Below are 25,487 nucleotides of genomic sequence, written 5' to 3'. Positions count from 1 at the left end.
GAGTCAAGTAGTTACTTGATTAAATAGCTTGGTCAGTTGACACTGCTGTGTGCCGTTAGAATTCCGTCATGACGCCTTCGAAACCCCGGCGCTCACCGACGCCGAAGGAGCGCCGCCGCGATCCGGAACGCACCCGCAAGCTCATCCTGGACGCGGCGGTCGCCGAGTTCGCCGCGCACGGGTACGCGGGCGCCAGGACCGCCGCGATCGCAGCCGAGGCCGGGGTCAACCAGCAGCTGATCTGGTACTACTTCGACAGCAAAGAGGGCCTATACCAGGCCATTTCGGAACGCTGGCGAGAACGCGAGAGTGCGTTGATCCCCTCCGGCACCTCCCTGCCCGAACAGATCCGCCGATACGCGCTGGAAGGTTTGCACAACCCAGAGGGAGTCCGGCTGCTGGCCTGGAGCGGCCTGGAATACACCGGCCCACACGACGATCCCGATCACGCACCGCGTGCGGGGCGGATGCAACGCTTCGTCGATCACCTTCGCGCCGAACAGGAATCCGGCCACTTGCCGGCGGAGTTGGACCCGGACTGCCTGACGATCATCCTGATGGCAGCGGCAATGGCCACCACCAGCATTCCGCACGTCATCGAGGGCCTCTGTCAGGTCGACCCCCGCAGCCCCGAGTTCATCGATCGATATGCCCAACAGCTCGCCATCGTCGCCCGGCTCCTCGGGCTCGATCTCGCCGAAGGCCCGGCAATCTGACCATCCTCGGATCCACATCATCGGCGCCCCGGGGTGACCGGCGCGGCTGGAGCCGTTCCCCGATTCCCTCAGCACACGATGAGAAACCAGGTGCCGTTGCATCCGAGATTGGTATCGGCCGACCCCGGGTAGCTCCATTCGCCTTGTGGTGCGTCGATCAGCCAGCTGCGGTCCGGCTTCGCGATCGGCCGACCCTTGGATAGAAGAATCCAATGGGTAGACCCCTGCGCTGCTATCGAAGCCTCCGTTCGACCTCCTCCGAATGATCACCCTCCAGACAGCTCAACACCGTCATCGCCTCGTGCTCGATCCGTGACAGATCGTCGAGAATGGCGCCCGCCTCGGTAAGGCGCTGCGCGTCACCTGATTCACCGGCTGCCGAGATCAGGGCGGCTGCCTCTGTCCATAGCGCGGCGGCTTCGGCGTAGAGCTGGTGGCCGGTACGCAGATGGTCGTTGTCGAACACCTCGAGACACTCGGCGAGGAAGTCGCGGTAAAGGTTTCGGAACAGGGCGCCGCCGGTGCCTGCCTTCTCCATCAGGAGAGCAGCCTGCGGTAGGTCCCGTTGTGGGGTGTCGGTCCGGTCGAGCCAGGTGGGTATCAGCTTGGCGGCCTTGGTGATTCCTCGGTGGCCGAGGTTGGCGATCGGTGGGTTCAGGAAGGCGTTGGCGCAAGTAGTGATCGCGGGGATGATGTGGTTTTTCAGGGAGGGTAGGCCGTTCGGAGCGATGAGGGTGAACGAACGATTCTTGGCCGTCATCGGGCCGCGCGCTGCCCTGGCTGCGGCGAGGCTGGTCAGACTGGTGGTCACCTTTCCGCCTTGCTGGGCGGTGTCCACCAGATAGGCGTTGCGGTCGTCGTAGCCGTACATGGCGACGATATGGCCGCCGAAGTGAACCTTCGAACCGAAGTAGTCCAGGTGGTAGCTGTCGAGTTGGAGTCCGACGGGGCGTCCGTCGTCGATGGCGCCCACCACGTTCTCCCAAGCTCGGCGGGCGGAGGTCGTTTCCTGGACTGTCAGATCGAGCCCGAGTCGCGCGGCCAGGTTCCTGGTGAGCTCGAACGGTTTGACCCGTCCCCCGAGGAAGGGGAAGCCGATGTTCTTGCTGTCCCAGTAGATGAACGACAGACCGGAGCCGAGGCCGAAGAGCATCGGCTCGGACAGATCCAGACTCTGGTGCCGCAGCAGCACGCCCAGAGCTGTCGTCTCGCAATGCTGCATTTCGCGGGCATCGATGCCGGTCACCGTGGTCATGCCACGATGATGGACCCTCCGCTAGCCGGAGAGTCCAACTCCGTAGCGAAAACGCGCCCAGGCGATCATTTCCGCAGTGACTCGGCGGTTTCGGAGCTGGTAGCCTCGACGGCTTGCGGACGGCGCGTCGGACCGCGATCACGCCAGATGAGTTTCAACAGCGCGGGTGTCAGCAGCATTCGCACGACGGTGGCGTCGAGGACCAGTGCCGCGATCATGCCGTAGGCGATGTATTTCATCAGCACCAGATCCGAGAATCCGAACGCTCCGGTGACGACGATGAGGATCGCCGCCGCCGAGGTGATCACCCCGCCGGTATGGGCGATGCCGTAGCGGATGGCCTCGGGTGGGTCGGCGCCGTCGGCGCGGGCCTCCGACATCCGCGACAGCAGAAACACCTCATAGTCGGTGGACAGGCCGAACACCACGGTCACGATCAGTACCAGTACCGCGAACATCAGCGGGCCCGGGGTGAAGTTGAACAGGTCCGCGCCGTGGCCTTCGACGAAGATCCAGGTCAGGATGCCTAGTGTGGCGCCGAGGCTCAGCGCCGACATCGCCACCGCCTTGATCGCCAGCACCATCGACCGGAACGCCAGGTACATCAAGGTGAGCGCGGCCGCGATCAGGATCACGACCAGCAGCGGCAGCCCGTCGATGAGCCCGTTGATGCTGTCACGTTCGAGTGCGGGCACACCGGCCACCATTATCTCCACACCCGCTGGCGCTTCGATGGCACGCAGGGTGGCGATGGCGGTGTCGGCGCTGCGGTCGTCGACCAGGCCCGCGTTGAGGACGTTGATGCCGTCCTTGGTGGGTGCGGCCGGTTCGAACGGCCCGGTCAATCCGGGAGTGTGGTTGGCCTGGAAGCGGATATCGCTGAGCTGCTGCGGATCCGCGCCCACCACTACCAGTTTCAGTGGTTCGGTGCGGAAACCGGGGAACATCTCGTCGAACTGTTCCTGCGCGACGCGGGCGGAGTTGTCATCGGCGAGATAGCGTTCGCTCAGGCCCCCGAATTCGATATGGCGGAACGGCACGATCAACGCCAGCAGCGCGAGCACGATCGGCACGATCACCAGCCACGGGCGTTTCATCGCGAGCACAGCGAGCCGGGAGAAGAACCCCGCGTCGATCTCCTCGGCGGTTTTGGTCTTGGCGAAGCGGTGCCAGCCCCACAGATCGATGCGGTGGCCGACGATGCCGAGCACCGCGGGCAGCGCCGTCACCGACAGCGCCGCCGCCAGCAGCACCGAACTGATACCGCCATAGGGCACCGAGCGCAGCACACCGTTCGGGTAGATGAGCAGGGCACCCAGACTGACGGCGATGATCGCCGCGGAGAACAGCACGGTGCGGCCCGCGGTGGCGACGGTGCGTGCCACGGCGTCCTCGACGCTGCGTCCGGCGGCCAGTTCTTCGCGGAATCTGGTGACCGTGAACAGCCCGTAATCGATCGCCAATCCGAGGCTCACCAGCGTCACCACGGCGCTGGCGAAGACGTTGACTTCGATGTGGTCGGTCAGCAACCGCATGATGCCCTGGGTGCCGAGGATCGTCATCCCGCCGATCAGCACCGGCAGCAGCGCGGCGATGACGCCACCGAAGACGAAATACAGCAGGATCGCCACCAGCGGCAGCGCGATCAGCTCGGCGCGGTGAATGTCGTCCTGCATTCCGGTGTTGATGCCCTCGACCACCGGTTGCAGCCCGGCCAGTTGCACGGTGGTGCCCGCGGGCCCGCCACCCGGAACGCCTGCATGTAGATCGGGTTTGATGGCGGTGTAGTTGTCGACGGTGGCGGTGCCCTCACCGTGCAGGCCGACGCTTGCGAAGGCGTGGGTGCGGGTGTCGTCGGCGAATCCGCTGGTGAAAGCGCTGTCCCAATAGCTGTCGATCTTGAGGACCCGCTCGGGGTGCTCGGCCAACAGGCCGGCAAGCTGGGCGGTGACGGCGTCACGGATTTCGGGATCGTCGACGGTGCGGCCCTCGGGCGCGGTGTAGAGCAGGATCAGGTCGCTGTCGGTGTCGCGGCCGAAGGTGGCGTCGGCCAGCTTCGACGCCGCGACCGATTCGCTGGATTCGTCGAACCAGCCCTCCTGGGTCAACCGGCCCGACAAGTCACGGCCATAGAACCCCGACAGCGCGACCGCCAGCAGGAAGATGGCGAAGACGAGGTAGCGATGACGGTGGACGAAGCGCCCCCACCGTTGCGGGCCAGTGGAGATCATGGGTATCGGTGACGTTCTCGCTGCCGGATCAGCCGCAGGCCGGGGTGCGGTAATCGGCCGAACGCAGGATGCCGCACAAGTCGGTGCGCGAGATCTTCCAGCGTCCGTCGATATACACGAAATGCACCACAGTGGTGCGGATCTGAGTGCCGCTACCGTCCTTGTCCAGCCGCATGGTTGCGGTCAGGGTGCCGTCGTGGTTGTCGAACACCGGGTCGGTGACGCCGTAGACCGCGTGCGGGTTGTCCTGCAACGCCTTGTACATATCGGGGATGGCGTCGCGGAAGGCCTCACCGTCTTCGATGAGGCCGGTCCGCTCGGCATCGGGCAGCGTCGGGTCCAGCGCCCGTTTGATCTGGGCGTCGAGTTCGGCGGCGGTCGGCAGGACCCGCGCGGCGATCGAGGACGAGGTGGCTGCCGCCGAGGACGACAGGGCCGCATTCGCCGAGGAGCGGGCCGCGGCGACGGCATCGTCGTCGACTCCCGAACCACAGGCCGAGGTGGCGGCCAGCGCGACCAGCGCCGCGGCCGCCAGTGCGGCGCGGACAGGTCTGTCGGCGCGGGAGAAAGGTGTGTAACGCATCACTACCTACATACCATCGATCACGGAGCTTATACGGCCGAGCAGCGCCCGGACCGTGGTCACGTCGCGGTCGGCGACGGTCGCAACGGCATCGGGCACCAGATCACGCACCAATGCGACGACACTGCGTTCATCGTCGAGATCGATATCGGTGACCCTGACCTCGGCGACCGCGACGACGTCTTCGGGCGCGGGGACGTCGGTGTCGAGGTCGGGCCGATAAATCTCGAGGCGCAGCGTGGAGCGGACAGTGCGGAACGCGAACGGCCGGCCATCGTCGGTCGTCCCGAATCCGTGCGCAAACGAACCTATCGTTAAGTCATCGATCGAAAATCCCGAGGGATGTTCAGATTTCAACCGGAACTCCTGACATCGGACGCTGTGCGGACTCAACCGTAACTCCCCATCACAATTATCCGTTCAACGCGCTCACAAACCCCCTCCGACGTGGTCACCGCACCGTCGTGGTCAGATTGTGAGGTTCGCGGTTGTGTCAAGAGGTAGAAGGAGTTCGTGGATGCGCCCACGTGGCTCGGTCCCGGCAATACTGGCAGGTGTGACGGTCCTCGCGCTGCTGGCGGGCTGTTCGTCCGACACCGACCCGGACAAGGTCCCCACCCGTGATCCTGCCACCGCCGCAGCCGCGCCTGAGCAGAGCGCTACACCCGCAGGCGCGGTCCTGCCGGTGACTCAGCCGGTCGGCGCGCTGCTGGCCGAGGCGAAGACCGGCCGCATCGCCGCCCTCGACGCGCGCGGCGATACAGCTGTGGTCTATCTCATCGATCCGGCGAACCCCACCCCCGACGCAGGTACACCAGTTACCTTGCCGGCCCCCGGCGCCATGGTGGCCCAGGGCGTGCCCGGCGAGGTCCTCATCCCTGCCACGAACCGAGTGCTGCGCGTCGATGTCTCCACCGGCACCGTCACCGAGGTCCCCGTCGACGGCGACGCACGATCGGTGCAGCTGAACGCCGACGGCGCGCTGATCGTCGGCACCGCCGACGGCCGGGTGCTCTGGCTCGACGAACAGGGCCGGGTGAGCGACAGCGTGGACGGGCTGATCTCGGCGGATGCGCTGGCCGTTGCCGGTGACCGGGTCGCCGTGCTCGATCGTCATCAGACCTCGATCACCGAGATCGACCCCACCGAAGACCACCTCGGTCTGGCATTGCGCACCGGTGACGGCGCCACCAACATGATCGCCGACCGGTTCGGCCGCATCGTCGTCACCGACACCGCCGGTGGGGAACTGCTGGTCTACACGACCGGACCGCTCGTCCTGCATCAGCGTTTCCCGGTAAGATCATCGCCTTACGCGCTCGCCTACGACCAACGGTCGGACACCGTGTGGGTGACGTGCACGCAGAGCAACGAAGTCGTCGGTTTCGATCTGTCGACGGGTATACCGGAGGAAGTGGGCCGCTACCCCACCGTCGGGCAACCGAACTCGGTGACCGTCGATGAGCGCAGCGGCGATCTGTTCGTCGGGTCCGCGACCGGTGACGGTCTGCAGCGGATTCGCGCGGACGAGCGGAAGAGAGGGCAGTGATGGCAGCGAGCCGGCGCGCGGCGCTACCGGTCGGCTGGGAAACCAGCACCGATGATTACGAATACGTGCCGCTGCGGCTGCCACCGGAGGTGACCAGGGTGACCGCGTCGATGCGCCTGGCCATCCAGGCCGAGTACGGCGGATGGGAGCTATCGCGGGTGCGCGCCTACACCGATGGCAGTCGCCGTGTCCTGCTTCGCCGCCGCCGCACCCCACTGACCAGCCCGGTTACTGCAGAGCCGGGGATGTGAGTTCGATGCTGTACCGGTTATTGCTGCGGGTGATGTTCCTGGTTCCGCCCGAGCGCATCCATCATCTCGTCTTCGCCGCCCTGCGTGCGGCCACCGCCTTCCCGCCGTCACGCGCCCTGCTCAACCGGCTGCTGGTGAGCAACGATCCGATTCTGCGCAGCACGGTGTTCGGGGTCGATTTCCCCGCGCCGCTCGGACTGGCCGCGGGCTTCGACAAGAACGCCACCGGTGCCGACGCCTGGGGTGCGATGGGGTTCGGATTCGCCGAGATCGGCACTGTCACCGCGCAGGCTCAGCCCGGCAATCCGGCGCCGCGACTGTTCCGGCTGCCCGCCGACCGCGCGCTGATCAACCGGATGGGTTTCAACAACGAGGGTGCCGCCGCTGCCGCGGCGCGGTTGCACGCCCGCCGGCGCCCGACGGTGCCGATCGGTGCCAATATCGGTAAGACCAAGATCGTCGAACCCGAGCACGCCGCCGCCGACTACGCGACGAGTGCGCGACTTCTGGGGCCGCTCGCCGATTTCGTCGTCGTCAATGTCAGCTCCCCCAATACCCCTGGGCTGCGGGATCTACAGGCGGTGGAGTCGCTGCGCCCGCTGCTCCGCGCGGTGCTCGACACCGTCGAGGTGCCGGTGCTGGTGAAGATCGCACCCGATCTGTCCGACGACGATATCGATGCGGTCGCCGACTTGGCGGTGGAACTCGGCCTGGCCGGGATCGTGGCCACCAACACCACCATCGGCCGCGACGGCCTGGCCAGCGACACAGCACGGGTCGCCGAGATCGGGGCGGGCGGGCTGTCCGGTCCCCCGGTCGCCGACCGCTCCCTGGAGGTGCTGCGCAGGCTGTACGCCCGGGTCGGTGACCAGCTGGTGCTGGTGTCGGTGGGCGGTATCGAAACCGTCGATCAGGCGTGGGAACGCATTCGCGCCGGAGCGAGCCTGTTGCAGGGCTACACCGGCTTCATCTACGGCGGCCTGCTGTGGACCCGCCACATTCATCGCGGTCTGGCGCAGAAGTTGCGCGACAACGGTTATGCGAGCCTGGCCGAGGCCGTTGGCTCCGACCACACCGCGCGCGCCTGACATCAGGCGCGGCGGCGCGATCAGCTGAGTACGCACGGTGGGCCGCCCGCGTACCGGAAATCATCGTCCAGGTCCGCAGGCACCGTGGCGCCCTCGAGTAGCCGTGCACTGAGCCGCTTGTAGAGCAGCACCACGGCGTGTTCCCAGAGCAGGCCGAGCATGCCCGCGTAGTTCACGCCGCGGGCCAGGGCGGCCTGATCGTGCACCAGGCCCGGATCGCTGACGATTTCGTCGAGCTCCATACCGGCGCGGGCTTGTTCGACGCTCAAGCGCCGATCCGGTAGCCAGCTCAGTCGCCATGGCGTATCGGTGTGCCCGGGCACGCGATGGGCTGCCTCGGGGGTGATGTCGCTGGTCATCGACCAGTCGGTGAAATAGATGGTCACAGCTGCCTCCTGACGAACTCCGGCACCGAGACCGGGCCGGATGGGCCGGCGCGGCGTCGCTACCGTCGTGCGGAGCGGGATGGATGTGGGCGCTACACCACGGGTGTAGATGCGTCCGGGTCCGTCCCGACGTGGCCGGCGGACTGTGTTTGCCTGCGCCGGCGGCTGCGGATCATCAGCGTCGTTGTCATCACCAGGGCCTCCCGTCCGTCTGGTGCGGCGCTTTCTCGCCACCCAGTTTGTCATTTGCCGGGACTGGCGGTCAATTGCCGTTGCGATATGGTAATTGCCGGAAGTGCCGGTCGTTAAACCTCGTTCACGACCGGGAAATGTCGAAAGGGTGGACGCCATGGTCCAGCAGGACTCGGGCATGGTCGCCGTGCGCAATATCCTCACGCGCCTGTGCAAAAGGTCCGGACTCAGCCCGGAACGACTGCGCACCACCGAGATCGACGTGGGTCCGCTGCTGGATCTGCCCGCGGTGCGCCGCCACGCCCGCCGCGCCGGGCTCACTCCCGAGCATGCGGTGCTGCCGGTGGTTCGCGACCTCGCACGGCATCTGCCGCCCACCCATCGCCTCATCACCGATGCCGAATTGTCACTCGGGCTGTTGCGCGACCCGGCGCCCGACGGCGTCGATCTGGACCTGCTCTACGCCCAGGATCTGGGCGAGCGCCGCGAGTATCTGACCCAGCGGTGGCAGCTGCTGCACGAAATCGCCGGCGCCGACCAGATCCCGCCCGCCCCGACGGTGCGGTCATTGCGTGCAAGCCCGGAGCGGCGGGCGTTCAGTGCATTGGCCGGACTGCTGACCACCGGCCCGGTATTCGGCACCCCGCCCGAGCGCCACGTGGACATCGCGGCGGGCGCGCACGAACCGAAGATCGCGCCCGGTGTGCTGACAGTCATCGGTGATGCCGTCATCGACCACATCTACCGCGTCGATCACGTCCCGGCCGCGGGCACCTCCACTCGCGGCAGCTTCGAGGAGCATCCCGGCGGTAAGGGCCTCAACCGTGCCGTTGCCGCGGCGCGCCTCGGGCTGGATGTGCGGTTGGTGGCCGCCGTCGGCGACGACGAAGCCGGACGCCGAATCCTGGACTATCTGCGGGAGGAGAACGTCGACACCGAACTGGTGACGGTGGTGCGCGATGCCGCCACTCCGGTGACCTCGGTGATGATCACCGCCACGGGTGTGGCGGCCAGTATCGGCTGCAAGGACGACCGCATCCGGCTCGGTGAACGCGAACTCACCGGCCCCGCCCTGCACGCCGCGCTCGCCGCCTCCGATGCGGTGTTGCTGACTTTCGAGCAACCGCTGCCGGTGATCGAGCAGGTCATGGCGCGGGTGCGGCGGATGCGGCCGCGTCCGCTGCTGATGGTGCATCCGGCGCCGCCGGTGGACGCTCCTCAGCACCTGTATCAGCATCTGGGGGCGGTCGATTATCTGATAGGCGCCACTTGGGAGCTGGATGAAATGGTGCCCGAGGTGAAGGCCACCTCCGGTGACCACATCGCCAGGCATCTGCGTGCACTCGGTGTCCGAACCGTCTGTGTCATCGATGATTTCGCGTGCACGGTGCGCTCGGAGGACGTCGATCTCGACGTCGGCCGCTTCCCTGCCGCGCTCAGTGATTCACCGGGCGCCCGGGCCGCGTTCGCGGGAGCGCTGGCGTATAGGCTCCTGTCGGCGCGCCGACCTGCACAGGAACAGGACTACGTGTGGGCGACCGCTGCGATGGTGGCGACCCAGTCCTTCGGCGATATCCCGGGCGCCATGCCGCTGGCAGGCGAGATCGACCGACTCGTCCGGCTCGGTCCGGAGGAGCGGTAACCACACCACTGGAGAGGCTCGGTACGGCCGCGATCGCGCTGCACGCACCGAACCGGCGGGGCACCACCCCGTACAACACAGGAGGCGCGTTGACCACAGTTGCGGTACCGACCGGCGACACCGGTCACCGGTTCACCCGCGGCGGGCGCGATATCAGGGTTCGGGTTCAGGAAGTCGCCGGCGGCGCCGCGGACGGGCATGTGCTCGTCTTCGGCGAACCCGGTAAGGGCTGCCTGGTCCGAGTGCATTCGCGCTGCCTCTACGGCGAGGCACTCGGTTCCCAGGATTGCGACTGCGGCCCCGAACTCGCCAAGGCGCTCGACGCCATCCAGAACGAGGGCGCGGGCGTGCTGATCTACCTCGAGCAGGAGGGCCGCGGCTGCGGATTGGTCGCCAAGGCGCACGGCTACCGGGAAAGCGAACGCTCCGGCGCCGACACCTTCACCAGCTATGAACGCCTCGGCCTGCCCGCCGACGCCCGCACCTACACCCACGCCGCGACGAGTCTGCTCGAACTCGGGTTGACCCGGGTGCGGCTGCTCACCAACAACCCCGACAAGGTCGCGGCACTACGCGATGCCGCTATCGAGGTCACCGCGGTCCCGCTGGCCACCACCCCGCTCAGCGATCGCGCGGCCCAGTATCTGGAGGCCAAAAGGCAGCGGCGCGGGCACTGGATCCCCACCGACACCGCGTCCTGGGAGTCGGACTCCACGCTGCTCGACCGGCCCGAACCGCAACCTCAGGGCCACAACTAGAGCGTATCGATGCCGTTCCGGGGCACCCTGCCGCCCCGGAACGGCATCAGCGCAGTTTCGTTACCCACGTCACAATGTCCGATTTCCCGCTACCATGAGTGAGCCGCGTCACTCGGTGCCGCGCCATCGGTGAGCAGGTGTGACGGCAGATGTCGCCGTGACCGTCTCCGATGGGCCGAACGCCGGGACGCTCGGCTCATGCAGCGACATCGGGAACGGAACATGACCACAACAGACATCGGCTACGCGCACCCCTCCGGCACCACCGTCTACACGGTGCCGCAAGCCTTCCAGCAGACCATCACCCTGCGTCCCGACCAGATCGCGCTACGCACGGTGGGCGGCACCCAGGAAATCACCTGGCGCGAATACGGTGAACGGGTACGCGCCCTGGCCGCGGGGCTGGCGGCGCTGGGCGTCGGCCATGGCGACACCGTCGGCATCATGCTCACCAACCGGCCCGAGTTCAATCTGATCGACACCGCGGCACTGCATCTGGGTGCCACGCCGTTCTCGATCTACAACACCAGCTCCTCCGAACAGATCACTCACCTGTTCACCAACGCCGCCAACAAGGTCGTGGTCACCGAACAGAAGTTCCTCGACGTCATCACTGGATCCGGTGTGCCGATCGAGCATCTGATCGTCGTCGACGGTCCGGTCACCGGCGCCATTACCCTCGAGGAAGTCGAATCCACACCCGCCGACGATTTCGATTTCGACGCCGCCTGGCAGGCCGTGCAACCCGACGATCTGGCCACCCTCATCTACACCTCCGGTACCACGGGCCCCTCCAAGGGCGTGGAGATCACGCACCGCAATGTGCTGGCGCAGGTGATCGCGCTGGTCAACGGCCCGCTCACGGTGGGAATCGACGACCGGATCGTGTCGTATCTGCCTGCCGCCCATGTCGCCGACCGCATCTCCGCGCACGCGATGAACCTGCTCACCGGTATCCAGCAGACCACCGTGCCCGATCCGCGTGAGGTCGCCGCCGCACTGCCCGATGCGCGGCCCACCGTGTTCTTCGGGGTGCCGCGAGTGTGGCAGAAGATCAAGGCCGGTATCGAAGCCAAGCTCGCCACCGAGTCCGGAGTGAAGAAGTCACTGGCCACCTGGGCGATCGATACCGGTGTCGCCGCGGCACGTGCCGATCTGGCCGGTAGCGGGCGCAGTCTGCTGCTGCGCGTGCAGCATCCGATTGCCGACGCCCTGGTTCTGTCGAAGCTGCGGGCCGCGCTCGGGCTGGACCAGCTGAAGGTCGCGTCCTCGGGTGCGGCGCCGATTCCGGCGGAGACCCTCGAATATTTCCTCGGCCTCGGGTTCACGGTGTCGGAGGTGTGGGGCATGTCCGAAACGACCGGTGTCGGTACCTATACCGAGCTCGACAAGCCGCGCCCGGGCACGGTCGGTCGTCCCGTGGACGGGCTGGAGCTACGCCTGGACGCCGACGGCGAGGTGCTGGTGCGCGGGCCCATCGTCACCCCTGGCTACCGCAATATGCCTGATAAGACCGCCGAGGCCTTCGACGACGACGGCTGGCTGCGCACGGGCGATGTCGGCACCCTCGATGCCGATGGTTACTTGCGCATCGTCGACCGCAAGAAGGAACTCATCATCAGTGAGGCGGGCAAGAACATCGCCCCCAGCAATATCGAGAACTCGGTCAAGGCGGCGTCGTCGCTGATCGGGCAGGTCGTGGCCATCGGTGATGCCAAACCCTATATTTCGGCGCTCATCGTGCTCGATCCCGATATCGCGGCCGTGCGGGCCAAGGAACTCGACACCACCGACGCCGATATCGCCACACTGGCCACCCGCCGCGAGATCATCGACGAAGTCCTGGCCGCGGTGCAGGCGGGCAATAAGAAGCTCTCCCGCGTCGAGCAGATCAAACGCTTCACCGTGGTTCCCGCGGTGTGGGAGCCCGGCGGTGAGGAGCTGACGCCGAAGATGTCGCTCAAACGTCAGCCGATCGCGGCGAAGTATGCGAGCGAGATCGCCGCCCTCTACGGCGACCCCGTCGCCGAGACCGTCATCGATGTGAAGTAGTCCCAGGCCTGCCGAAAGCGCTGTGGCCCTGAGCGATCACGCCCAGGGCCACAGCCGTGTCCGAGGTCAGTTCTGCTCGTAGGTGGCGACCAGCGTGGCGCGCGCCAGCGAATGCGAGAACAGGTTGAAGCCGAGAAAAGCGGGGCTGGCTTCGGCGGGGATCTCGAGTGTGTCCACGTCCACGGCGTGCACGACGACGAAGTAGCGGTGCGGACCGTGTCCCGGCGGCGGAGCGGCGCCGACGAACCCGGCGAACCCGCCGTCATTGCGCAGCTGCACCGCACCCGCGGGCAGCTGCCCGCTCGCACTGCCGGCACCGGAGGGCAGCGAAGTCACCGACACAGGAATGTTGGCCACGGCCCAGTGCCAGAAACCCGAGGCGGTCGGCGCGTCCGGATCGAAGATCGTCACCGCGAAACTCTTGGTCTCGGCCGGGAATCCCGACCAAGACAGCTGCGGCGACACGTCTTTCCCACCGGCGCCGAACACACCGCTGACCTGGTCGTTGCCCCACCTCTGACCGTCGGCGACATCGTCGGAGGTCACGGCGAAGGCCGGGACTTGCGGGAGAGCGTCGTAGGGGTTGTTGCTCATTGGCTCCTCATCTCGGATCGGTTCAGCTGTGCAACAGGAAGTGTTCCAGCACCCGGGTGCCGAATTCGAGGGCGTCCACCGGGACGCGCTCGTCGACACCATGGAACAGGGCCGCGAAATCCAGCTCCGGCGGCAGCTGCAGCGGGGCGAAGCCGAAGCAGCGGATACCCAAGCGGGCGAAGGCTTTCGCATCGGTGCCGCCCGACAGCATGTAGGGAACGGTGCGGCCCTGCGGGTCATGGGCGAGGATCGCGTCGTTCATCGCGTCGACGAGATGGCCGTCGAAGGTGGTTTCGTAGGAGTCGAGTTTGGTGATCCACTCCCGCTCCACATCCGGTCCGATCAGTTCGTCGACTTCGCGTTCGAATTCGGCCTGCCGACCGGGCACCACCCGGCAGTCCACCACCGCTTCTGCGGTTTGCGGGATTACGTTCGCCTTGTAGCCGGCATCGAGCATCGTCGGGTTGGCGGTATCGCGCAGGGTGGCGCCGATGATCCGCGAGATCGACCCGAGTTTGGCGAGGGTGCCCTCGATATCGGGGCCCGACGGATCGAATTCGAGGCCCGATTCCTGCGAGACCGCGGCCAGGAACTCCGCCACCGAATCCGACACCACCAGCGGGAAGGTGTGGGTGCCAAGGCGGGCAACAGCACCGGCCAGGATGGTGACCGCGTTGTCCTCGTGCAGGAACGAGCCGTGCCCGGCGCGTGCCTTGGCGCGCAACCGCATCCAGCCCAGGCCCTTCTCGGCGGTCTCCACCAGATACAGCCGCCGCTCACCGCCGTCGGGGCGCGGCACCGTCAGCGAGAAACCGCCCACCTCCCCCACCGCTTCGGTGATGCCCTCGAACAGGTCGGGGCGGTTGTCGACCAACCAGTGCGAGCCCCATTTTCCGCCGTTTTCCTCATCGGCGAGGAACGCGAACACCAGATCCCTCGGCGGCACGGTGCCCTCGAGCTTGAACTGGCGGGCCACCGCCAGCATCATCCCCACCATGTCCTTCATATCGACCGCGCCGCGACCCCACACGTAGCCGTCGCGGACCGCGCCAGAGAACGGGTGCACACTCCAGTCCTCGGCCTGTGCGGGGACCACATCCAGGTGGCCGTGCATGAGCAGCGCACCGCGGGAGGAGTCGGAGCCCTTCAGGCGGGCGAACACATTGCCGCGGCCCGGTGCACCGGATTCGACGTATTCGGTGGTATAGCCGACCTCGCGCAACTGGTCGGCCACCCATTCGGCGCATTCCTGCTCACCTTTGGTGGTGGCCAGCTCACCGGTATTGGAAGTATCGAACCGGATCAGCGCACTGACCAGCTCCACCACCTCCGACACCGCGCGAGAACGTTGCTCTGAACCCGGTACTCCGCCAGTTGCCGACACGTACCCTTTCCTACCATCCGCCGGCGTGGTTGCCCGCGCTTCGGTGGACCGCGCCGCGTCGGCGACACCACGAATGCGCTGGTCCCGCCGCCCTGCACCGATCGCGGGATTCGAGTCCCGATGCGCGGAATTCGTCTGCCGGGCGTACGCCCGGCCTCGGCGACGCGTCGCCGAAACAGCCATGACCGCCGCGTCCCGGCATTTACGCTGTCCACAGCGATGCCGGCTGACAGAGCGGAGGGCGGGTGAGCGAGAGTCCGGCCGAGATCAAACGTCACGGCAAGCACTACACGCCCGCCGACCTCGCACGGTTCCTGGCCGAACGCGTCGCCGAGCACCTCGACCTGGACCGTCCCGAGGTTCGGGTTTTGGACCCGGCCTGCGGTGACGGTGAGTTGCTTATCGCGGCCTATCGGGCGGTGACCGGCCGCAGACCCGACGTGCGGGTGGCACTCACCGGCTACGACCTCGACCCGGATGCGCTGCATGCGGCCCGGGCGCGGGCGCGGCGCCTCGGCCTCGATATCGATCTGCACACCGGCGATTTCCTCGACGCGCGAACCGAACTCGGCGACGGCTGTTTCGACGCCGTCATCACCAATCCGCCGTATGTGCGTGTCCAGCAGCTCGGGCAGGCGACCGCGCAACTGCTGGCCACGCGGTTCGAGTTGCGCGGCCGCATCGACCTGACGCATCCGTTCGTGGTGCTGCTGCCGATGCTGCTGCGGCCGGAGGGGGTGGTCGGGTTGCTGTGCTCGAACCGGTTCCTCACCACGCGTGCGGGCGCCAATGTGCGCGCGGTGTTCCAGCATTCGTTGCAGCCGCTCGAGCTCTATGACCTCGGCGACACCAAACTGTTCACCGCCGCCGTGCTGCCCGCGGTTGTCATCGCACGGCATCGGGCGCCGCAAGAGACGACGCGGTGTGTGTTCACCTCCGCCTACGAGGACACGTGCGCCGCCCCGAGCAGCGTGATCGGCCTGTATGAGGCCCTGCTCGCGGGTGGGGACACCGTCATCGACCACGGCGGGCGCACCATCGTGATCCGCTCCGGGCAGCTTGTGCCGCCCGCGCAGGCGCACCGGCCGTGGCGGTTGTCGCACACCGCAGGTGATGCGTGGTTGCAGCGCGTGCAGGCAGGCACCTGGCGCACCTTCGGTGAGCTCGCGCGTATCCGGGTGGGGATCAAGACGACCGCCGATCCGGTCTTCATCTCCGACCGCTGGCATGAGCGCTCGCCGTGTCCGGAACAGCAGTTGCTGCGGCCGCTGCTCACCCAGCACGATCTGATGCCGTGGCGGATCTGTCCCACACCCACCACCCGAGTGCTGTATCCGTACGCCCTCGAGCACACCAAACGGACATTGGTCGATCTGGCCGACTACCCCGAGACCCGCGCCTACCTCGAAGCACACGGTGAACGGTTGCGCGGGCGCCGCTATCTCACCGAGGGCGGCCGCGAATGGTATGAGATCTGGGTGCCGCAGCAGCCTGCGCGCTGGGCGGCGCCCAAGATCGTCTTCCCCGATATCAGCGCCACCGCCCGCTTCGCCCTCGACCGTTCCGGGGCCGTCGTCAACGGCAACTGCTATTGGATCTCGGTGCCCGATCTCGGTGACGACGACCTCGCCTATCTCATGCTGGCCGTCGCCAATTCGCGGTTCGGCCTGCGCTTCTACGACGAGGTCTGCGGCAACCGGCTCTACTCGGGTCGCCGCCGCTGGATGACGCAGTACGTCGCCGAGCTTCCGCTCCCGGCACCGGATTCGGCACCCGCACGCCAGATCGTCGACATCGTCGCAGACATCCTCGCTACGGACACGGTGCCTTCGGTAGAGCAGAGCGCACTGATCGACACACTGCTCGACACCGCGTTCTGCCTGTGACACGCCCGTCCGGGCCGCACCGGTGGTGGGCGGAATCGAGGCCGTGCCGGGTTCGGCGAGGACACACTTTCCTGGTTGATCCGTAACCGCAGTGCTCGCCTCTTTTGCACCCCTCGAGACCTCGGCTCGTATCTCATCCAGTGGGAGCATCGGCGACCCGGGGCGGGCGCTGTCGGTTGTGGTGCGATGATGGCGGCGTGACTGCGTGGCTGCCCCTCATCAGTTCGGTCGTTGTCGTCGTTGCGCTCTCGCTGACGATAGTGGCCGCCAACCGCTCTCATCGCCGCGCGATCACCGCCGCCGACGAGCGCGCGGCGACGGCGCTGGAAGCGGCGCAGCGCACGACCGAGGCCACTCACGGCGCTGCGGCGGGCCGCGACCACGACCGGTGGCGGCGCGAGAAGGTCCTCGACGCGGTCTCCGATATCCTCGCCGTCTCCGAGGAAGTGACCGACCGGCTCGACCGGCGCGCCGATTGGAGCGCCGACACCGTCGACGAGGCCGAGAGCCAGATCCTGCAGACCCTGGAACGACTTCCCGTCATGGTCAATGTCATTCGCCTGCTGGCCGATGAAGCACTGCTCGAGGAATGCGACAAACTCGGCCAGGCCCTGTATTCGGTGACTCGCGCCGCCGCTGCCTCGGTGGCGCGTGAGCCGATCGCTTTCGACGAGCACAAGAAGCTGATCGAGCACTACATCGCCAGCTATCGCGCTATCCAAGCCGTCGAACTCGACCTCGTCGCTGCCGCCAGAACCGAACTCGGCGCCACGTTGGTTCGCGTCGGCTGAACGCCACAACGCGCCCGGGTGATGATCGCGCCTGCGGCGGCAGGGCGGAGCGACCCTGCGAGTGGAGCTATCGCTGTGGCTTGGGGTTCGATCCGATAAGTGACTCGAGTTCGACGATCACCTCGTCGAGGGGCCGGGTGGATTGTTCGACGCGACACAGGATCACCGCGCCTTCGATCGCGGCCACGGCCATCGTGGCGAGTCGACCGGCGCGATCCTCGCCGATACCGTCGGCGACCAAGGCGTCGACCAGTGCGCGATGCCACCGTGCGAAGATCTCGGCCACGATGGGACGTAGTTGCTGATCGTCGGTGGACCCTCCGACCGCGACGGACACGACAGGGCAGCCCGCCCGGAAGTCCGAGTCGTGCAGGGATTTCGACCAGAACGCACCGAATCGACGTAACGCAGAGACCGGGCCCTCGGTTGCCGAAGATTCGATGATGGCCCCGATTGCGTCGCCGGCCATCGCCAGTGATTCGGTCATGATCTCGGTGCGACCACCGGGAAAGTGGTAGTAGACCGAGCCGCGTGGCGACTGGCCCCGCGCGAGGATGGCATCGACCGTCACACCTGCGGCTCCGCGCTCACGTAACAAGTCGACGGTGCTCAACAGCATCTTCTTCCGGGTGTCGGTACGTGCACCCATCCCTACCTCCTCGTTCCTGCGCCGACCGGCACACAATTCATCCTATGCCATCCTGCATAGGATTATGTTATGTTGCATAACATAGTAAGGCGTGGGGTTGACACAGGCCCTGCATGCCGTGCAGCGGAAGGTATCCAATGGCCGGACAGAGCGTGCAGACGACCGCGTGTGTGCTGTGTGAGTGCAACTGTGGGATCACGGTCGAACTGGACGAGCGCCGGTTCGCGAAGATCCGCGGCGACAAGACCCACCCGGCATCGCAGGGATACACATGCGAGAAGGCGATGCGGCTCGATCTCTATCAGAACGGCCCACATCGGATCACCACCCCGCTCAAACGCACCGCGGACGGCACCTACGTCGAGATCGATTGGGACACCGCGCTCGACGAGATCACCGAGAAGCTGACCCAGATCAAGTCACAGTTCGGCGGCGACAAGATCTTCTTCTACGGCGGCGGTGGACAGGGCAATCATCTGGGGTCGGCCAACGCGCTCGGCCTGCGCGGCGCTCTGGGGTCGACGTACCACTCGAACGCGCTGGCGCAGGAGAAGACCGGCGAGATCTGGGTGGATGGCCGACTCTACGGCGGGCACACCAAGGGCGATTTCGAGCACGCCGAGGTGCTGGTATTCATCGGAAAGAACCCGTGGCAGAGTCACAGTTTCCCGCGCGCACGACCTGTACTGAAACAGGTCGCCGCAGACCCGGACCGGTCGATGATCGTCGTGGACCCCAGAGTCAGCGAGACCGCTGCCATGGCCGATCATCACCTGCAGGTGAACCCCGGCGGTGACGCGTGGCTGATCGCCGCGATCGTGGCAGTGATCGTCCAGGAAAACCTTGTCGACCGCGATTTCCTGGCCTCGCACACCACTGGGTACGACGAGGTGCGCGACGCCTTCGCAACCATTGATATCGCGGCTTTCGCTGACACGAGCGGCGTCGCCGAGGACCAGATCCGGGCGGCCGCGCGGCGGATTGCTACCGCGTCGAGCGTGTGTGTCTACGAGGACCTCGGAATCCAGCAAGCACCCAACAGCACGCTGGTGTCGTATCTGAACAAGCTGTTGTGGATTCTCACCGGCAACTTCGCTCGACCGGGAACGATGTTCTTACACTCGTCGTTCGCGTTGCTCGCAGGCGGAAGCGGACCGAGTTCGAGCCCTCGTACACCGCCGAGCGCTCTCGACCGGGCTCGTCGGAAGACCGTGGCGCGTGCGGTATCCACGGTGGGTGCCGCCGTCGGCGTGACGCTGCCCGCGTTGTCCGGCATCGGTGTGTTGCGTCCGGCCGTCGAGGCCGGCTCACGCGCCCTGCTCGACGCCATTGTCCCCCTCGCCGGCGGGATGCTCAGCGGATCGGGTTCCGGTGGTGGTGGGCGGACGTCGCCGGTGACGGGCGCGAAGATCATCGGTGGCCTGATCCCCTGCAACTCGATCGCCGACGAGATCCTCACCGACCATCCCGACCGTTTCCGCGCCATCTGGATCGATTCCTCCAACCCGGCGCATTCGCTGGCTGATTCGAAACGCTTCCGCGCCGCCATGCGCGCCCTCGATCTGTCGGTGGTCATCGATGTCGCATTCACTGAGACGGCCCGGCAAGCCGACTACGTGCTACCCGCTTCGAGCCAATTCGAGAAGCCCGAGGCCACGTTCTTCAATTTCGAGTTTCCCCGCAACGTCTTCCATTTGCGCAAACCCATCGTCGATCCTTTGCCCGGAACCCTGTCCGAACCCGAGATCTACGCCCGGCTGCTGCGGCGTATGCACGTCGTCGACGACGCGACGATTCAGCGGCTGCGCCGTGCCGCGCTGTGCGGGCGAGATACCTTCGGGGCAAGCTTTCTCGCCACGATCGCCGCGAAGCCAGCGCTCGGCAAACTCGCCCCCTACCTGTTGTACGAAACGCTCGGCACGACCCTGTCACCACAGCTGCGCGGAGCGGCGGTGTTGTGGGGGATCAGCCAGATCTGCTCGCTGTCGAATCCGAAAGCTGTCGCGCGAGCGGGCTTCACCGGAACGGGCCTCGAGCCGGGCAATAAACTGTTCGACTCGATCATCGACTCCCCCACCGGAGTCGTGTTCACCGACGACACCTGGGACGACGTATGGCATTACGTCAAACGCAAGGATCGACGATTCACGATCGCGATCGACAGCCTGCTGACGCAGGTGCGGGAGCTGAAGACCGCCAGGTCAGTGTGGACCTCCGACGAATTCCCGCTGGTACTAGCTGCCGGGGAGCGCCGTTCGTTCACCGCCAACACCATTTTCCGCAATCCGGACTGGCGACGCCGCGACAAGCACGGCTGCCTGCGGATCAGCGCCGACGATGCCGCCGAGCTGCACCTCACCGACGGCGAGCAGGCCAGGTTGGTGACCCACAGCGGGTCGGCGACGGTCACCATCGAGATCAGCGAGATGATGCGTGCGGGCAACATCGCATTGCCCAACGGACTCGGCCTCGATTTCCCGGCTACCAACGGCGCGAGGACCTCCGAAGGCGTGTCACCCAACGAGTTGACCAGCCTCGGGCTCAAAGACGACTTCGCGGGGACTCCGTGGCACAAACACGTCCCGGCCCGCCTCGAGGCGCTGACAGCTCCGCCGAACACCGCGAAAGCAGCCACGACATGACCGTCCTCAGGACGCGAGGTGCACCTTTTCCGCGCCGACGCGAGTGATCCGCTCACGGCCCCACGCCCCCAACGGTTCCAGCGCGGCGTTCAACTGCACACCGAGTTCGGTGAGCCGGTATTCGACCCGTGGCGGTACTTCCCGGAACACCTCACGTTCGATAACAGCGTCCTCTTCGAGCTCACGCAGCTGCTGGATGAGCATCTTCTCCGACACCCCTGGCAGCCCGCGGCGCAGCTCCCCGAAACGGCGCACGCCGTAGTTCTGCAACTCCCACAGGATCAACGCTTTCCACTTGCCGCCGACGACGTCCATCGCCGCGTCGATGCCGCAGAAGTATGGTCCGGATCTCTTTGCGCCCATGCCGTGCCCTCGCTACCTGTTCACACACCAAGTGGTAAGTACCGAACAGAATAGTGGGTACTTGTCGACATTGCGGGTGGCGAGCACGCTTGGTTCACACGACGAATTACGGCACTGCTGAACCAAGGAGACACCTTCCATGCCGAGCACCACCACCACTGCGGTCACCATCCTCGGCCTCGGCGCCATGGGCCAGGCGTTGGCGACGACGCTGCGCAAGAGCGACGTGCCGACGACGGTCTGGAACCGCAGCCCGGGCAAAGACGCCGACCTGATCGCTGCGGGCGCCACGAGCGCCACCTCGGTCGGCGACGCGATCGAGGCGAGCCCGGTGATCATTGCCGTACTGCTCGATCATGGGTCGGTGCACGCCACCCTCGACCCGGTCGCGCACCAGCTGTCTGGCAGGCAGTTGATCAACATCACCAGCACGACGCCGGAGGAGTCGCGCGAATTGGCTTCGTGGGCAGCCGGTCACGGTATCGACTATCTCGACGGCGGCATCATGGCGGTCCCGCCGATGATCGGCCAGCCCGGCGCGTCGATCCTCTACAGCGGCTCCCAGCAGGTATTCGACGACCGCCGCGACATGCTGGAACTGCTGGCGTCGGCGGAGTATTTCGGCGACGACGCGGGTCTGGCCTCGACGCTCGATTTCTCACTGCTGTCGGCGATGTACGGCATGTTCGGCGGCTTCTTCAACGGTGTAGCGATGACACGCCAGGCCGGTGTCTCGGCCCACGCCTACGCCGAACGCGCGGCGGCCTGGGTGACGGCGATGGCGCAGCTGCTGCCCGACTACGGCAGGCTCATCGATGACCGTGACTACGGCAACGGCGTCCAGGACATCACCTTCCACAAGCCGGCCGTCGACGCCATCGTGCGCGCGACCCGCGACGCAGGCGCGATCCCCGACTTCCTCACGCCCCTGCAGCACCTGATCAACCGTCAGATCGCCGAGGGTAACGGCGCACAGGCGTTCGAGCGCACGGTGGAGGCGATCGTCTGACCGACAGGGACCTGACGTCGACGGATTTCCTCTCTGTCGACGTCTCGCTCGTCCGGGACGGGGGCCGGGTAGTAGTCGCCCGAAAATCGAACTGTCGTTGTGCTGCGCAAAGTCGCAGGGTAGCGTGCTCGGCATGCAGCGCGCCTACTTCACTACGACGCCGGACGACGTCCCGGCGCGCTGACTCTGTTTTTATCAAAGCCCCGGGCGGATGCCCGGGGCTTTCGCATGTGGTCATCCGCCTTCGACTGGAAGGAAGACCCACATGCACGACCACCGGAAACTGGGCCGAGAACTCGGCTTGTTCGACACCGACCCACTGATCGGGGCCGGACTACCGTTCTGGCTGCCCGACGGCGCGATTGTGCGTCACAGCCTCGAGGAATACATCCGCACCGTCGAACGGCGAGCGGGCTACCAGCACGTGTACTCTCCCGTGCTCGGCAAACGGGAACTCTACGAAATATCCGGTCACTGGGCGCATTACAACGACGACATGTATCCGCCGATGGATATCGGTGGTGAGCAGGTGGTGCTGCGACCGAGCTTGTGTCCGCATCACGCGCTGATGTACCGGTCTCGTTCCCACAGTTACCGCGAACTGCCCCTGCGCATGGCCGAGCTCGGCGCGATGTATCGCTCGGAACTGTCCGGTGTGCTCGGCGGTTTGACCCGGGTGCGATGCATCCAACTCAATGACGCGCACATCTTCTGCACCCTCGACCAGGTCGCCGACGAGGCGGCCGCTGCGCTGGCCTTGATCGGCTCTGCCTACCGGGCCATGGGAATCACCGGCGCACGCTACCGGCTCTCCCTTCCGGGAGCGAGCGGGAAATACGTTGGGGCACCACAGATGTGGGAGCGTGCGAGCAAGATCCTGAGCGAGGTGCTCGACCGGTCCGGCGTGCCGCACGAGGCTGCCGAGGGTGAGGCCGCGTTCTACGGCCCGAAGATCGACGTCCAGGTCAGCGACCATGCCGGGCGCGAATCGACCCTGTCCACCGTGCAGGTCGACTTCCATCAACCCGAGCAGTTCGATCTGCATTACATCGGCGCCGACGGGGCCGAGCATCGTCCGGTCATGGTGCACCGCAGCATCATCGGCAGCGTCGAACGTGCGGTCGCACACCTCGTCGAACATCACGGCGGGGCTTTCCCGGCGTGGCTGGCCCCTGTTCAGGTCGCGGTGCTGCCGGTGTCCGACGCCCAGGAACCTGCCGCCGCTCAACTGCGCGACCACTGTCTGAGCGCGGATCTGCGGGCAGCCGGTGTAGCGGACGATGGGCTGGTTGCGGGGATCAAGGTCTGCCGCGTCGAACGTTTCCAGTCCGCCGATGCCAGGCGGCTGCGCGGGGATCTGTGTCGTCAATGCCTTGGGAAGTCGATCTGCAGAGAACAGGGATAGCTCGATGCGTTGCTGGTCGATGACTTGAACCGCGCGGGCGGCGCGGCGGCCGTGTTTGGCCGCTGCGATCCGAATCGGACCCGTCTCGATGCTCTGGCCGTGGACCTCTATCCAGACCTGCGGGTCGGTGAGAACAGTAATCGCGGCGGTCAGCGAATCGGCTTCATCCCAGTTCAGTCGACCCTCGTCCGACCATTCGTGCCGGGTCCGCTTCCAGTGCTCGTCCCGCTCGTTGATGTGGGTGAACCGCGATAGGTAGTCGAGTGGATACAGCATCCGGTCGTTCGCGGGACCGAACCACAGCGCCGCGAATTCCTCCGGATCATCGAATAGCCAGCTGGGCATGCGTTATTCGCCGATCGTTGGCGGGACGAATCGGTTGCGGCCCAGCAGCTCTCGGGTGTGCTTGCGATGTTGTAGGTCGACCTTCTTGTCCTTCTTCTCCTGATCATCGGTGCGCCCGCGTGCGGCGCCGGGCGGTACCGCACCATGCGGCCCGACCTGGCCTGCCGGGGTCGCCGAGGACGAACCGGTCGAGCTGGCAGCGGGTGCCTGAACAGGCCCGACTGGCGCTATCGACCGCCCGGGTGACGGTGCACCAGGTGCTGGGGCCGCACCGGTACCTGCTGGGGTACGTCCTGGGCTCCCCAGGTCGGTACGACCGCCCGGACCTGGTGAACCGTCGATACTTCCCGGAGCACGACCCGCAACGTCCGGCCCGCTCGGCGTAAATGGTGTGCCAGGGCTCTGGCGGCCGGCATCACTGCCGAAGGCGTTGTTGGCAAGGGGGTTCGTGGTGTTCGGCCGTGTGGAATCGGCCGACGCCGCTGCGGTCTGCCCAGGTATCGGCTGGTCGGTGGGAACGTTCTGAGATGGTTGCCCCTCGTGATCCGGTACCAGCCCCGAGGCTTCGGACTGCCCCGGTTGATCCGACCTCGGTGATACCTCAGGCTCCGCACCGTCGGGGGCCGGTGCCTCGGTTTCTGTTGGTGGAGCCGAGTCCGTCGCTGCCGAACTCGTGGTCGGGCCAAAGGAGGGGCCGCTGTCGGAGACCGGTGACACCGCGGGCGGGTAGGTGGGAAGCTGGGCATCGTATTCGGTCAGCGGGACGACGTACCGGGTCTGCATCACCTGCCGCGCCTCATGCTGCGCATTGGTGGCTGCCCGGTCCTGCGCGGCGTAAGCGGCCGGGTCGGTGTTCGGGTCAGCAGTGACTGTGACGACCGGCGGCAGGAAGGAGCGGGCCACCGTGACCGCGACTGCGGTATTCGCCATCGTCGCGGCTGTGCCTTCGAACATATCGGCCAGCCCGTCGGCTTGACCGCTGTAATGGACCACTGCGGACGCGGCGGCGTCGGCCGATGCACCGGTCCACTGTCCGTCGACTGCCGATCGGACGGCTTGCACCATGGCGGTGGTGGAGTCGCGCAACATGGTTCGTGCCTGGGTCCAATTGGTGACCATGTCGCCGGTGCTTTCTGCGGCGACGGTATCGAACGCGTCGCGGATCTGCTGGTGGGTGAACGCGTCGACGTTCTCCGGGTTCGTGATTCCGGGCTGGTCGTAGTCGGTCATCGTGGACTGCCGGTCTCGGGCTGATGCGCGGCTGCTGCGGCGCGGAATGCGGCGGCGAATTCGCTGTCAGTGCTTTCGAGGCGCTCGCGGATGGTGCGGAAGAGAGTTTGCATGTCGTTGGCGATTTGGAGGTGGCCTTTGAGCACGTCGTAGGCGTTATTGGGGCCGTTCATGGCCTTCCCCCGGAAGCGCTCGACGATCGTCTGCGCAGAGGTAAGGTGCGGCGACTTCTCGCCAAGTCCCCATGACTCCTGCTCTGCCACCTTCCGAATGACTTGCATGATGTCGAAAATCTCATTCTTGCGCTGCAGCATCGCGCGGTCGAGGGCAAGGAACGTGGCAGGATCAACGGCGAGGGACACCTCGCCCGTCCGGGCTTGCTCGATGAGTGGCCGGAACACTTGGCTGCGATCCTCATCAGTCACCGGGGCTCTCCTTCCTGTGACGTAGAGCGGCCGAAGGTTTTGCGGGATTGACCGCTGCATC

22 protein-coding genes and 2 pseudogenes are annotated in these 25,487 nt (G+C 66.3%); 12 read left to right on the top strand and 12 right to left on the bottom strand.

Annotated features, from left to right (window positions below; all coding sequences use genetic code 11):
• Positions 1 to 68 precede the first annotated feature (68 nt).
• Positions 69 to 716, top strand: a complete 648-nt coding sequence (locus tag ACFXNW_RS18515) for a TetR/AcrR family transcriptional regulator (protein ID WP_379418925.1) — start codon at positions 69 to 71, stop codon at positions 714 to 716.
• A 232-nt stretch (positions 717 to 948) separates the two neighbouring features.
• Here ACFXNW_RS18515 and ACFXNW_RS18510 read toward each other — a convergent pair whose 3' ends face one another.
• The 4 genes from ACFXNW_RS18510 to ACFXNW_RS18495 all read right to left on the bottom strand — a co-directional run bounded on the left by ACFXNW_RS18510 (position 949) and on the right by ACFXNW_RS18495 (position 5,142).
• Positions 949 to 1,971 (bottom strand): BtrH N-terminal domain-containing protein, encoded by a 1,023-nt coding sequence (locus ACFXNW_RS18510; protein WP_379418924.1) that lies wholly within the window; start codon positions 1,969 to 1,971, stop codon positions 949 to 951.
• A gap of 65 nt (positions 1,972 to 2,036) precedes the next feature.
• Entirely contained in the window at positions 2,037 to 4,202 is a 2,166-nt protein-coding gene (locus tag ACFXNW_RS18505) for an MMPL family transporter (RefSeq protein ID WP_379418923.1), read from the bottom strand.
• 28 nt (positions 4,203 to 4,230) lie between these two features.
• A complete protein-coding gene (locus tag ACFXNW_RS18500; RefSeq protein ID WP_379418922.1) occupies positions 4,231 to 4,785 on the bottom strand; it encodes a hypothetical protein in 555 nt (184 codons plus the stop codon).
• A gap of 6 nt (positions 4,786 to 4,791) precedes the next feature.
• On the bottom strand, positions 4,792 to 5,142 hold the full coding sequence (locus ACFXNW_RS18495; RefSeq protein ID WP_379418921.1) for a hypothetical protein: 351 nt from the start codon (positions 5,140 to 5,142) through the stop codon (positions 4,792 to 4,794).
• Between the two features lie 160 nt (positions 5,143 to 5,302).
• On the opposite strand from ACFXNW_RS18495, the gene ACFXNW_RS18490 reads away from it, so the two are divergent.
• The 3 genes from ACFXNW_RS18490 to ACFXNW_RS18480 are packed head-to-tail and all read left to right on the top strand — an operon-like array spanning position 5,303 to position 7,673.
• On the top strand, positions 5,303 to 6,334 hold the full coding sequence (locus ACFXNW_RS18490; protein ID WP_379418920.1) for a hypothetical protein: 1,032 nt from the start codon (positions 5,303 to 5,305) through the stop codon (positions 6,332 to 6,334).
• Entirely contained in the window at positions 6,334 to 6,585 is a 252-nt protein-coding gene (locus ACFXNW_RS18485) for a DUF5703 family protein (RefSeq protein ID WP_379418919.1), read from the top strand. The genes ACFXNW_RS18490 and ACFXNW_RS18485 overlap by 1 nt, the downstream gene beginning before the upstream one ends.
• Before the next feature lie 8 nt (positions 6,586 to 6,593).
• The gene (locus tag ACFXNW_RS18480; RefSeq protein ID WP_379419088.1) at positions 6,594 to 7,673 is read left to right on the top strand and encodes a quinone-dependent dihydroorotate dehydrogenase; all 1,080 of its coding nucleotides are present in this window, start codon (positions 6,594 to 6,596) and stop codon (positions 7,671 to 7,673) included.
• Between the two features lie 20 nt (positions 7,674 to 7,693).
• Here the strand turns inward: ACFXNW_RS18480 and ACFXNW_RS18475 are convergent, their stop codons facing one another.
• Positions 7,694 to 8,059: a hypothetical protein gene (locus ACFXNW_RS18475; protein ID WP_379418918.1), complete on the bottom strand. Its 366-nt coding sequence runs from the start codon at positions 8,057 to 8,059 to the stop codon at positions 7,694 to 7,696.
• A gap of 349 nt (positions 8,060 to 8,408) precedes the next feature.
• On the opposite strand from ACFXNW_RS18475, the gene ACFXNW_RS18470 reads away from it, so the two are divergent.
• The 3 genes from ACFXNW_RS18470 to ACFXNW_RS18460 all read left to right on the top strand — a co-directional run bounded on the left by ACFXNW_RS18470 (position 8,409) and on the right by ACFXNW_RS18460 (position 12,703).
• Complete coding sequence (locus ACFXNW_RS18470; RefSeq protein ID WP_379418917.1) at positions 8,409 to 9,893, top strand: PfkB family carbohydrate kinase; 1,485 nt, start codon at positions 8,409 to 8,411, stop codon at positions 9,891 to 9,893.
• 89 nt (positions 9,894 to 9,982) lie between these two features.
• Positions 9,983 to 10,651 (top strand): GTP cyclohydrolase II, encoded by a 669-nt coding sequence (locus ACFXNW_RS18465; protein WP_379418916.1) that lies wholly within the window; start codon positions 9,983 to 9,985, stop codon positions 10,649 to 10,651.
• A 222-nt stretch (positions 10,652 to 10,873) separates the two neighbouring features.
• Positions 10,874 to 12,703 carry an AMP-dependent synthetase/ligase gene (locus ACFXNW_RS18460; protein WP_379418915.1) on the top strand — a complete coding sequence of 610 codons (1,830 nt, stop codon included), beginning with the start codon at positions 10,874 to 10,876 and terminating at the stop codon, positions 12,701 to 12,703.
• 66 nt (positions 12,704 to 12,769) lie between these two features.
• Here ACFXNW_RS18460 and ACFXNW_RS18455 read toward each other — a convergent pair whose 3' ends face one another.
• Together ACFXNW_RS18455 and ACFXNW_RS18450 are read right to left on the bottom strand one after the other, a co-directional pair.
• On the bottom strand, positions 12,770 to 13,297 hold the full coding sequence (locus ACFXNW_RS18455) for a YbhB/YbcL family Raf kinase inhibitor-like protein (protein ID WP_379418914.1): 528 nt from the start codon (positions 13,295 to 13,297) through the stop codon (positions 12,770 to 12,772).
• A 22-nt stretch (positions 13,298 to 13,319) separates the two neighbouring features.
• The gene (locus ACFXNW_RS18450; RefSeq protein WP_379418913.1) at positions 13,320 to 14,681 is read right to left on the bottom strand and encodes a M20/M25/M40 family metallo-hydrolase; all 1,362 of its coding nucleotides are present in this window, start codon (positions 14,679 to 14,681) and stop codon (positions 13,320 to 13,322) included.
• Between the two features lie 245 nt (positions 14,682 to 14,926).
• On the opposite strand from ACFXNW_RS18450, the gene ACFXNW_RS18445 reads away from it, so the two are divergent.
• Positions 14,927 to 16,567 carry an Eco57I restriction-modification methylase domain-containing protein gene (locus ACFXNW_RS18445; RefSeq protein ID WP_379418912.1) on the top strand — a complete coding sequence of 547 codons (1,641 nt, stop codon included), beginning with the start codon at positions 14,927 to 14,929 and terminating at the stop codon, positions 16,565 to 16,567.
• A 197-nt stretch (positions 16,568 to 16,764) separates the two neighbouring features.
• Positions 16,765 to 17,358, top strand: coding sequence for a hypothetical protein (locus tag ACFXNW_RS18440; protein WP_379418911.1), 594 nt, complete (start codon positions 16,765 to 16,767; stop codon positions 17,356 to 17,358).
• A 67-nt stretch (positions 17,359 to 17,425) separates the two neighbouring features.
• Here the strand turns inward: ACFXNW_RS18440 and ACFXNW_RS18435 are convergent, their stop codons facing one another.
• On the bottom strand, positions 17,426 to 18,007 hold the full coding sequence (locus tag ACFXNW_RS18435) for a TetR/AcrR family transcriptional regulator (RefSeq protein WP_379418910.1): 582 nt from the start codon (positions 18,005 to 18,007) through the stop codon (positions 17,426 to 17,428).
• 137 nt (positions 18,008 to 18,144) lie between these two features.
• Here ACFXNW_RS18435 and ACFXNW_RS18430 point away from each other — a divergent pair, with 137 nt between their 5' ends.
• Entirely contained in the window at positions 18,145 to 20,649 is a 2,505-nt protein-coding gene (locus ACFXNW_RS18430; protein WP_379418909.1) for a molybdopterin-dependent oxidoreductase, read from the top strand.
• A gap of 6 nt (positions 20,650 to 20,655) precedes the next feature.
• Here the strand turns inward: ACFXNW_RS18430 and ACFXNW_RS18425 are convergent, their stop codons facing one another.
• On the bottom strand, positions 20,656 to 21,012 hold the full coding sequence (locus ACFXNW_RS18425) for a winged helix-turn-helix transcriptional regulator (protein WP_379418908.1): 357 nt from the start codon (positions 21,010 to 21,012) through the stop codon (positions 20,656 to 20,658).
• Positions 21,013 to 21,151: 139 nt separating this feature from the next.
• On the opposite strand from ACFXNW_RS18425, the gene ACFXNW_RS18420 reads away from it, so the two are divergent.
• Both ACFXNW_RS18420 and thrS read left to right on the top strand, forming a co-directional pair.
• Positions 21,152 to 22,021, top strand: a complete 870-nt coding sequence (locus ACFXNW_RS18420) for an NAD(P)-dependent oxidoreductase (RefSeq protein ID WP_379418907.1) — start codon at positions 21,152 to 21,154, stop codon at positions 22,019 to 22,021.
• A 211-nt stretch (positions 22,022 to 22,232) separates the two neighbouring features.
• Positions 22,233 to 23,273 (top strand): annotated as a pseudogene (gene thrS / locus ACFXNW_RS18415) (threonine--tRNA ligase); the annotation flags it as partial.
• On the opposite strand, the pseudogene ACFXNW_RS18410 reads toward thrS, so the two are convergent.
• From ACFXNW_RS18410 to ACFXNW_RS18400, 3 genes and pseudogenes are all read right to left on the bottom strand, one after another.
• Positions 23,214 to 23,702, bottom strand: a pseudogene (locus ACFXNW_RS18410) (ESX secretion-associated protein EspG); the annotation flags it as partial. The pseudogenes thrS and ACFXNW_RS18410 sit on opposite strands and share 60 nt — an antisense overlap.
• Before the next feature lie 72 nt (positions 23,703 to 23,774).
• On the bottom strand, positions 23,775 to 25,001 hold the full coding sequence (locus ACFXNW_RS18405) for a hypothetical protein (protein WP_379418906.1): 1,227 nt from the start codon (positions 24,999 to 25,001) through the stop codon (positions 23,775 to 23,777).
• Positions 24,998 to 25,426, bottom strand: a complete 429-nt coding sequence (locus ACFXNW_RS18400; RefSeq protein WP_379418905.1) for a hypothetical protein — start codon at positions 25,424 to 25,426, stop codon at positions 24,998 to 25,000. Before ACFXNW_RS18400 ends, ACFXNW_RS18405 begins: the two co-directional genes overlap by 4 nt.
• Between the last annotated feature and the right edge of the window lie 61 nt (positions 25,427 to 25,487).

Source organism: Nocardia sp. NPDC059180, assembly GCF_042754945.1.
Classification (GTDB): Bacteria; Actinomycetota; Actinomycetes; order Mycobacteriales; family Mycobacteriaceae; genus Nocardia.
This window is presented reverse-complemented; position numbering and strand designations above follow the sequence as displayed.

What these genes read in the sequence shown, in the direction of transcription:
- ACFXNW_RS18515 (WP_379418925.1), top strand. Translation starts at nt 69, where the DNA reads ATGACGCCTTCGAAACCCCGGCGCTCACCGACGCCGAAGGAGCGCCGC.
- ACFXNW_RS18510 (WP_379418924.1), bottom strand. Translation starts at nt 1,971, where the DNA reads ATGACCACGGTGACCGGCATCGATGCCCGCGAAATGCAGCATTGCGAG.
- ACFXNW_RS18505 (WP_379418923.1), bottom strand. Translation starts at nt 4,202, where the DNA reads ATGATCTCCACTGGCCCGCAACGGTGGGGGCGCTTCGTCCACCGTCAT.
- ACFXNW_RS18500 (WP_379418922.1), bottom strand. Translation starts at nt 4,785, where the DNA reads ATGCGTTACACACCTTTCTCCCGCGCCGACAGACCTGTCCGCGCCGCA.
- ACFXNW_RS18490 (WP_379418920.1), top strand. Translation starts at nt 5,303, where the DNA reads ATGCGCCCACGTGGCTCGGTCCCGGCAATACTGGCAGGTGTGACGGTC.
- ACFXNW_RS18485 (WP_379418919.1), top strand. Translation starts at nt 6,334, where the DNA reads ATGGCAGCGAGCCGGCGCGCGGCGCTACCGGTCGGCTGGGAAACCAGC.
- ACFXNW_RS18470 (WP_379418917.1), top strand. Translation starts at nt 8,409, where the DNA reads ATGGTCCAGCAGGACTCGGGCATGGTCGCCGTGCGCAATATCCTCACG.
- ACFXNW_RS18460 (WP_379418915.1), top strand. Translation starts at nt 10,874, where the DNA reads ATGACCACAACAGACATCGGCTACGCGCACCCCTCCGGCACCACCGTC.
- ACFXNW_RS18455 (WP_379418914.1), bottom strand. Translation starts at nt 13,297, where the DNA reads ATGAGCAACAACCCCTACGACGCTCTCCCGCAAGTCCCGGCCTTCGCC.
- ACFXNW_RS18435 (WP_379418910.1), bottom strand. Translation starts at nt 18,007, where the DNA reads ATGGGTGCACGTACCGACACCCGGAAGAAGATGCTGTTGAGCACCGTC.
- ACFXNW_RS18430 (WP_379418909.1), top strand. Translation starts at nt 18,145, where the DNA reads ATGGCCGGACAGAGCGTGCAGACGACCGCGTGTGTGCTGTGTGAGTGC.
- ACFXNW_RS18425 (WP_379418908.1), bottom strand. Translation starts at nt 21,012, where the DNA reads ATGGGCGCAAAGAGATCCGGACCATACTTCTGCGGCATCGACGCGGCG.
- ACFXNW_RS18420 (WP_379418907.1), top strand. Translation starts at nt 21,152, where the DNA reads ATGCCGAGCACCACCACCACTGCGGTCACCATCCTCGGCCTCGGCGCC.
- ACFXNW_RS18405 (WP_379418906.1), bottom strand. Translation starts at nt 25,001, where the DNA reads ATGACCGACTACGACCAGCCCGGAATCACGAACCCGGAGAACGTCGAC.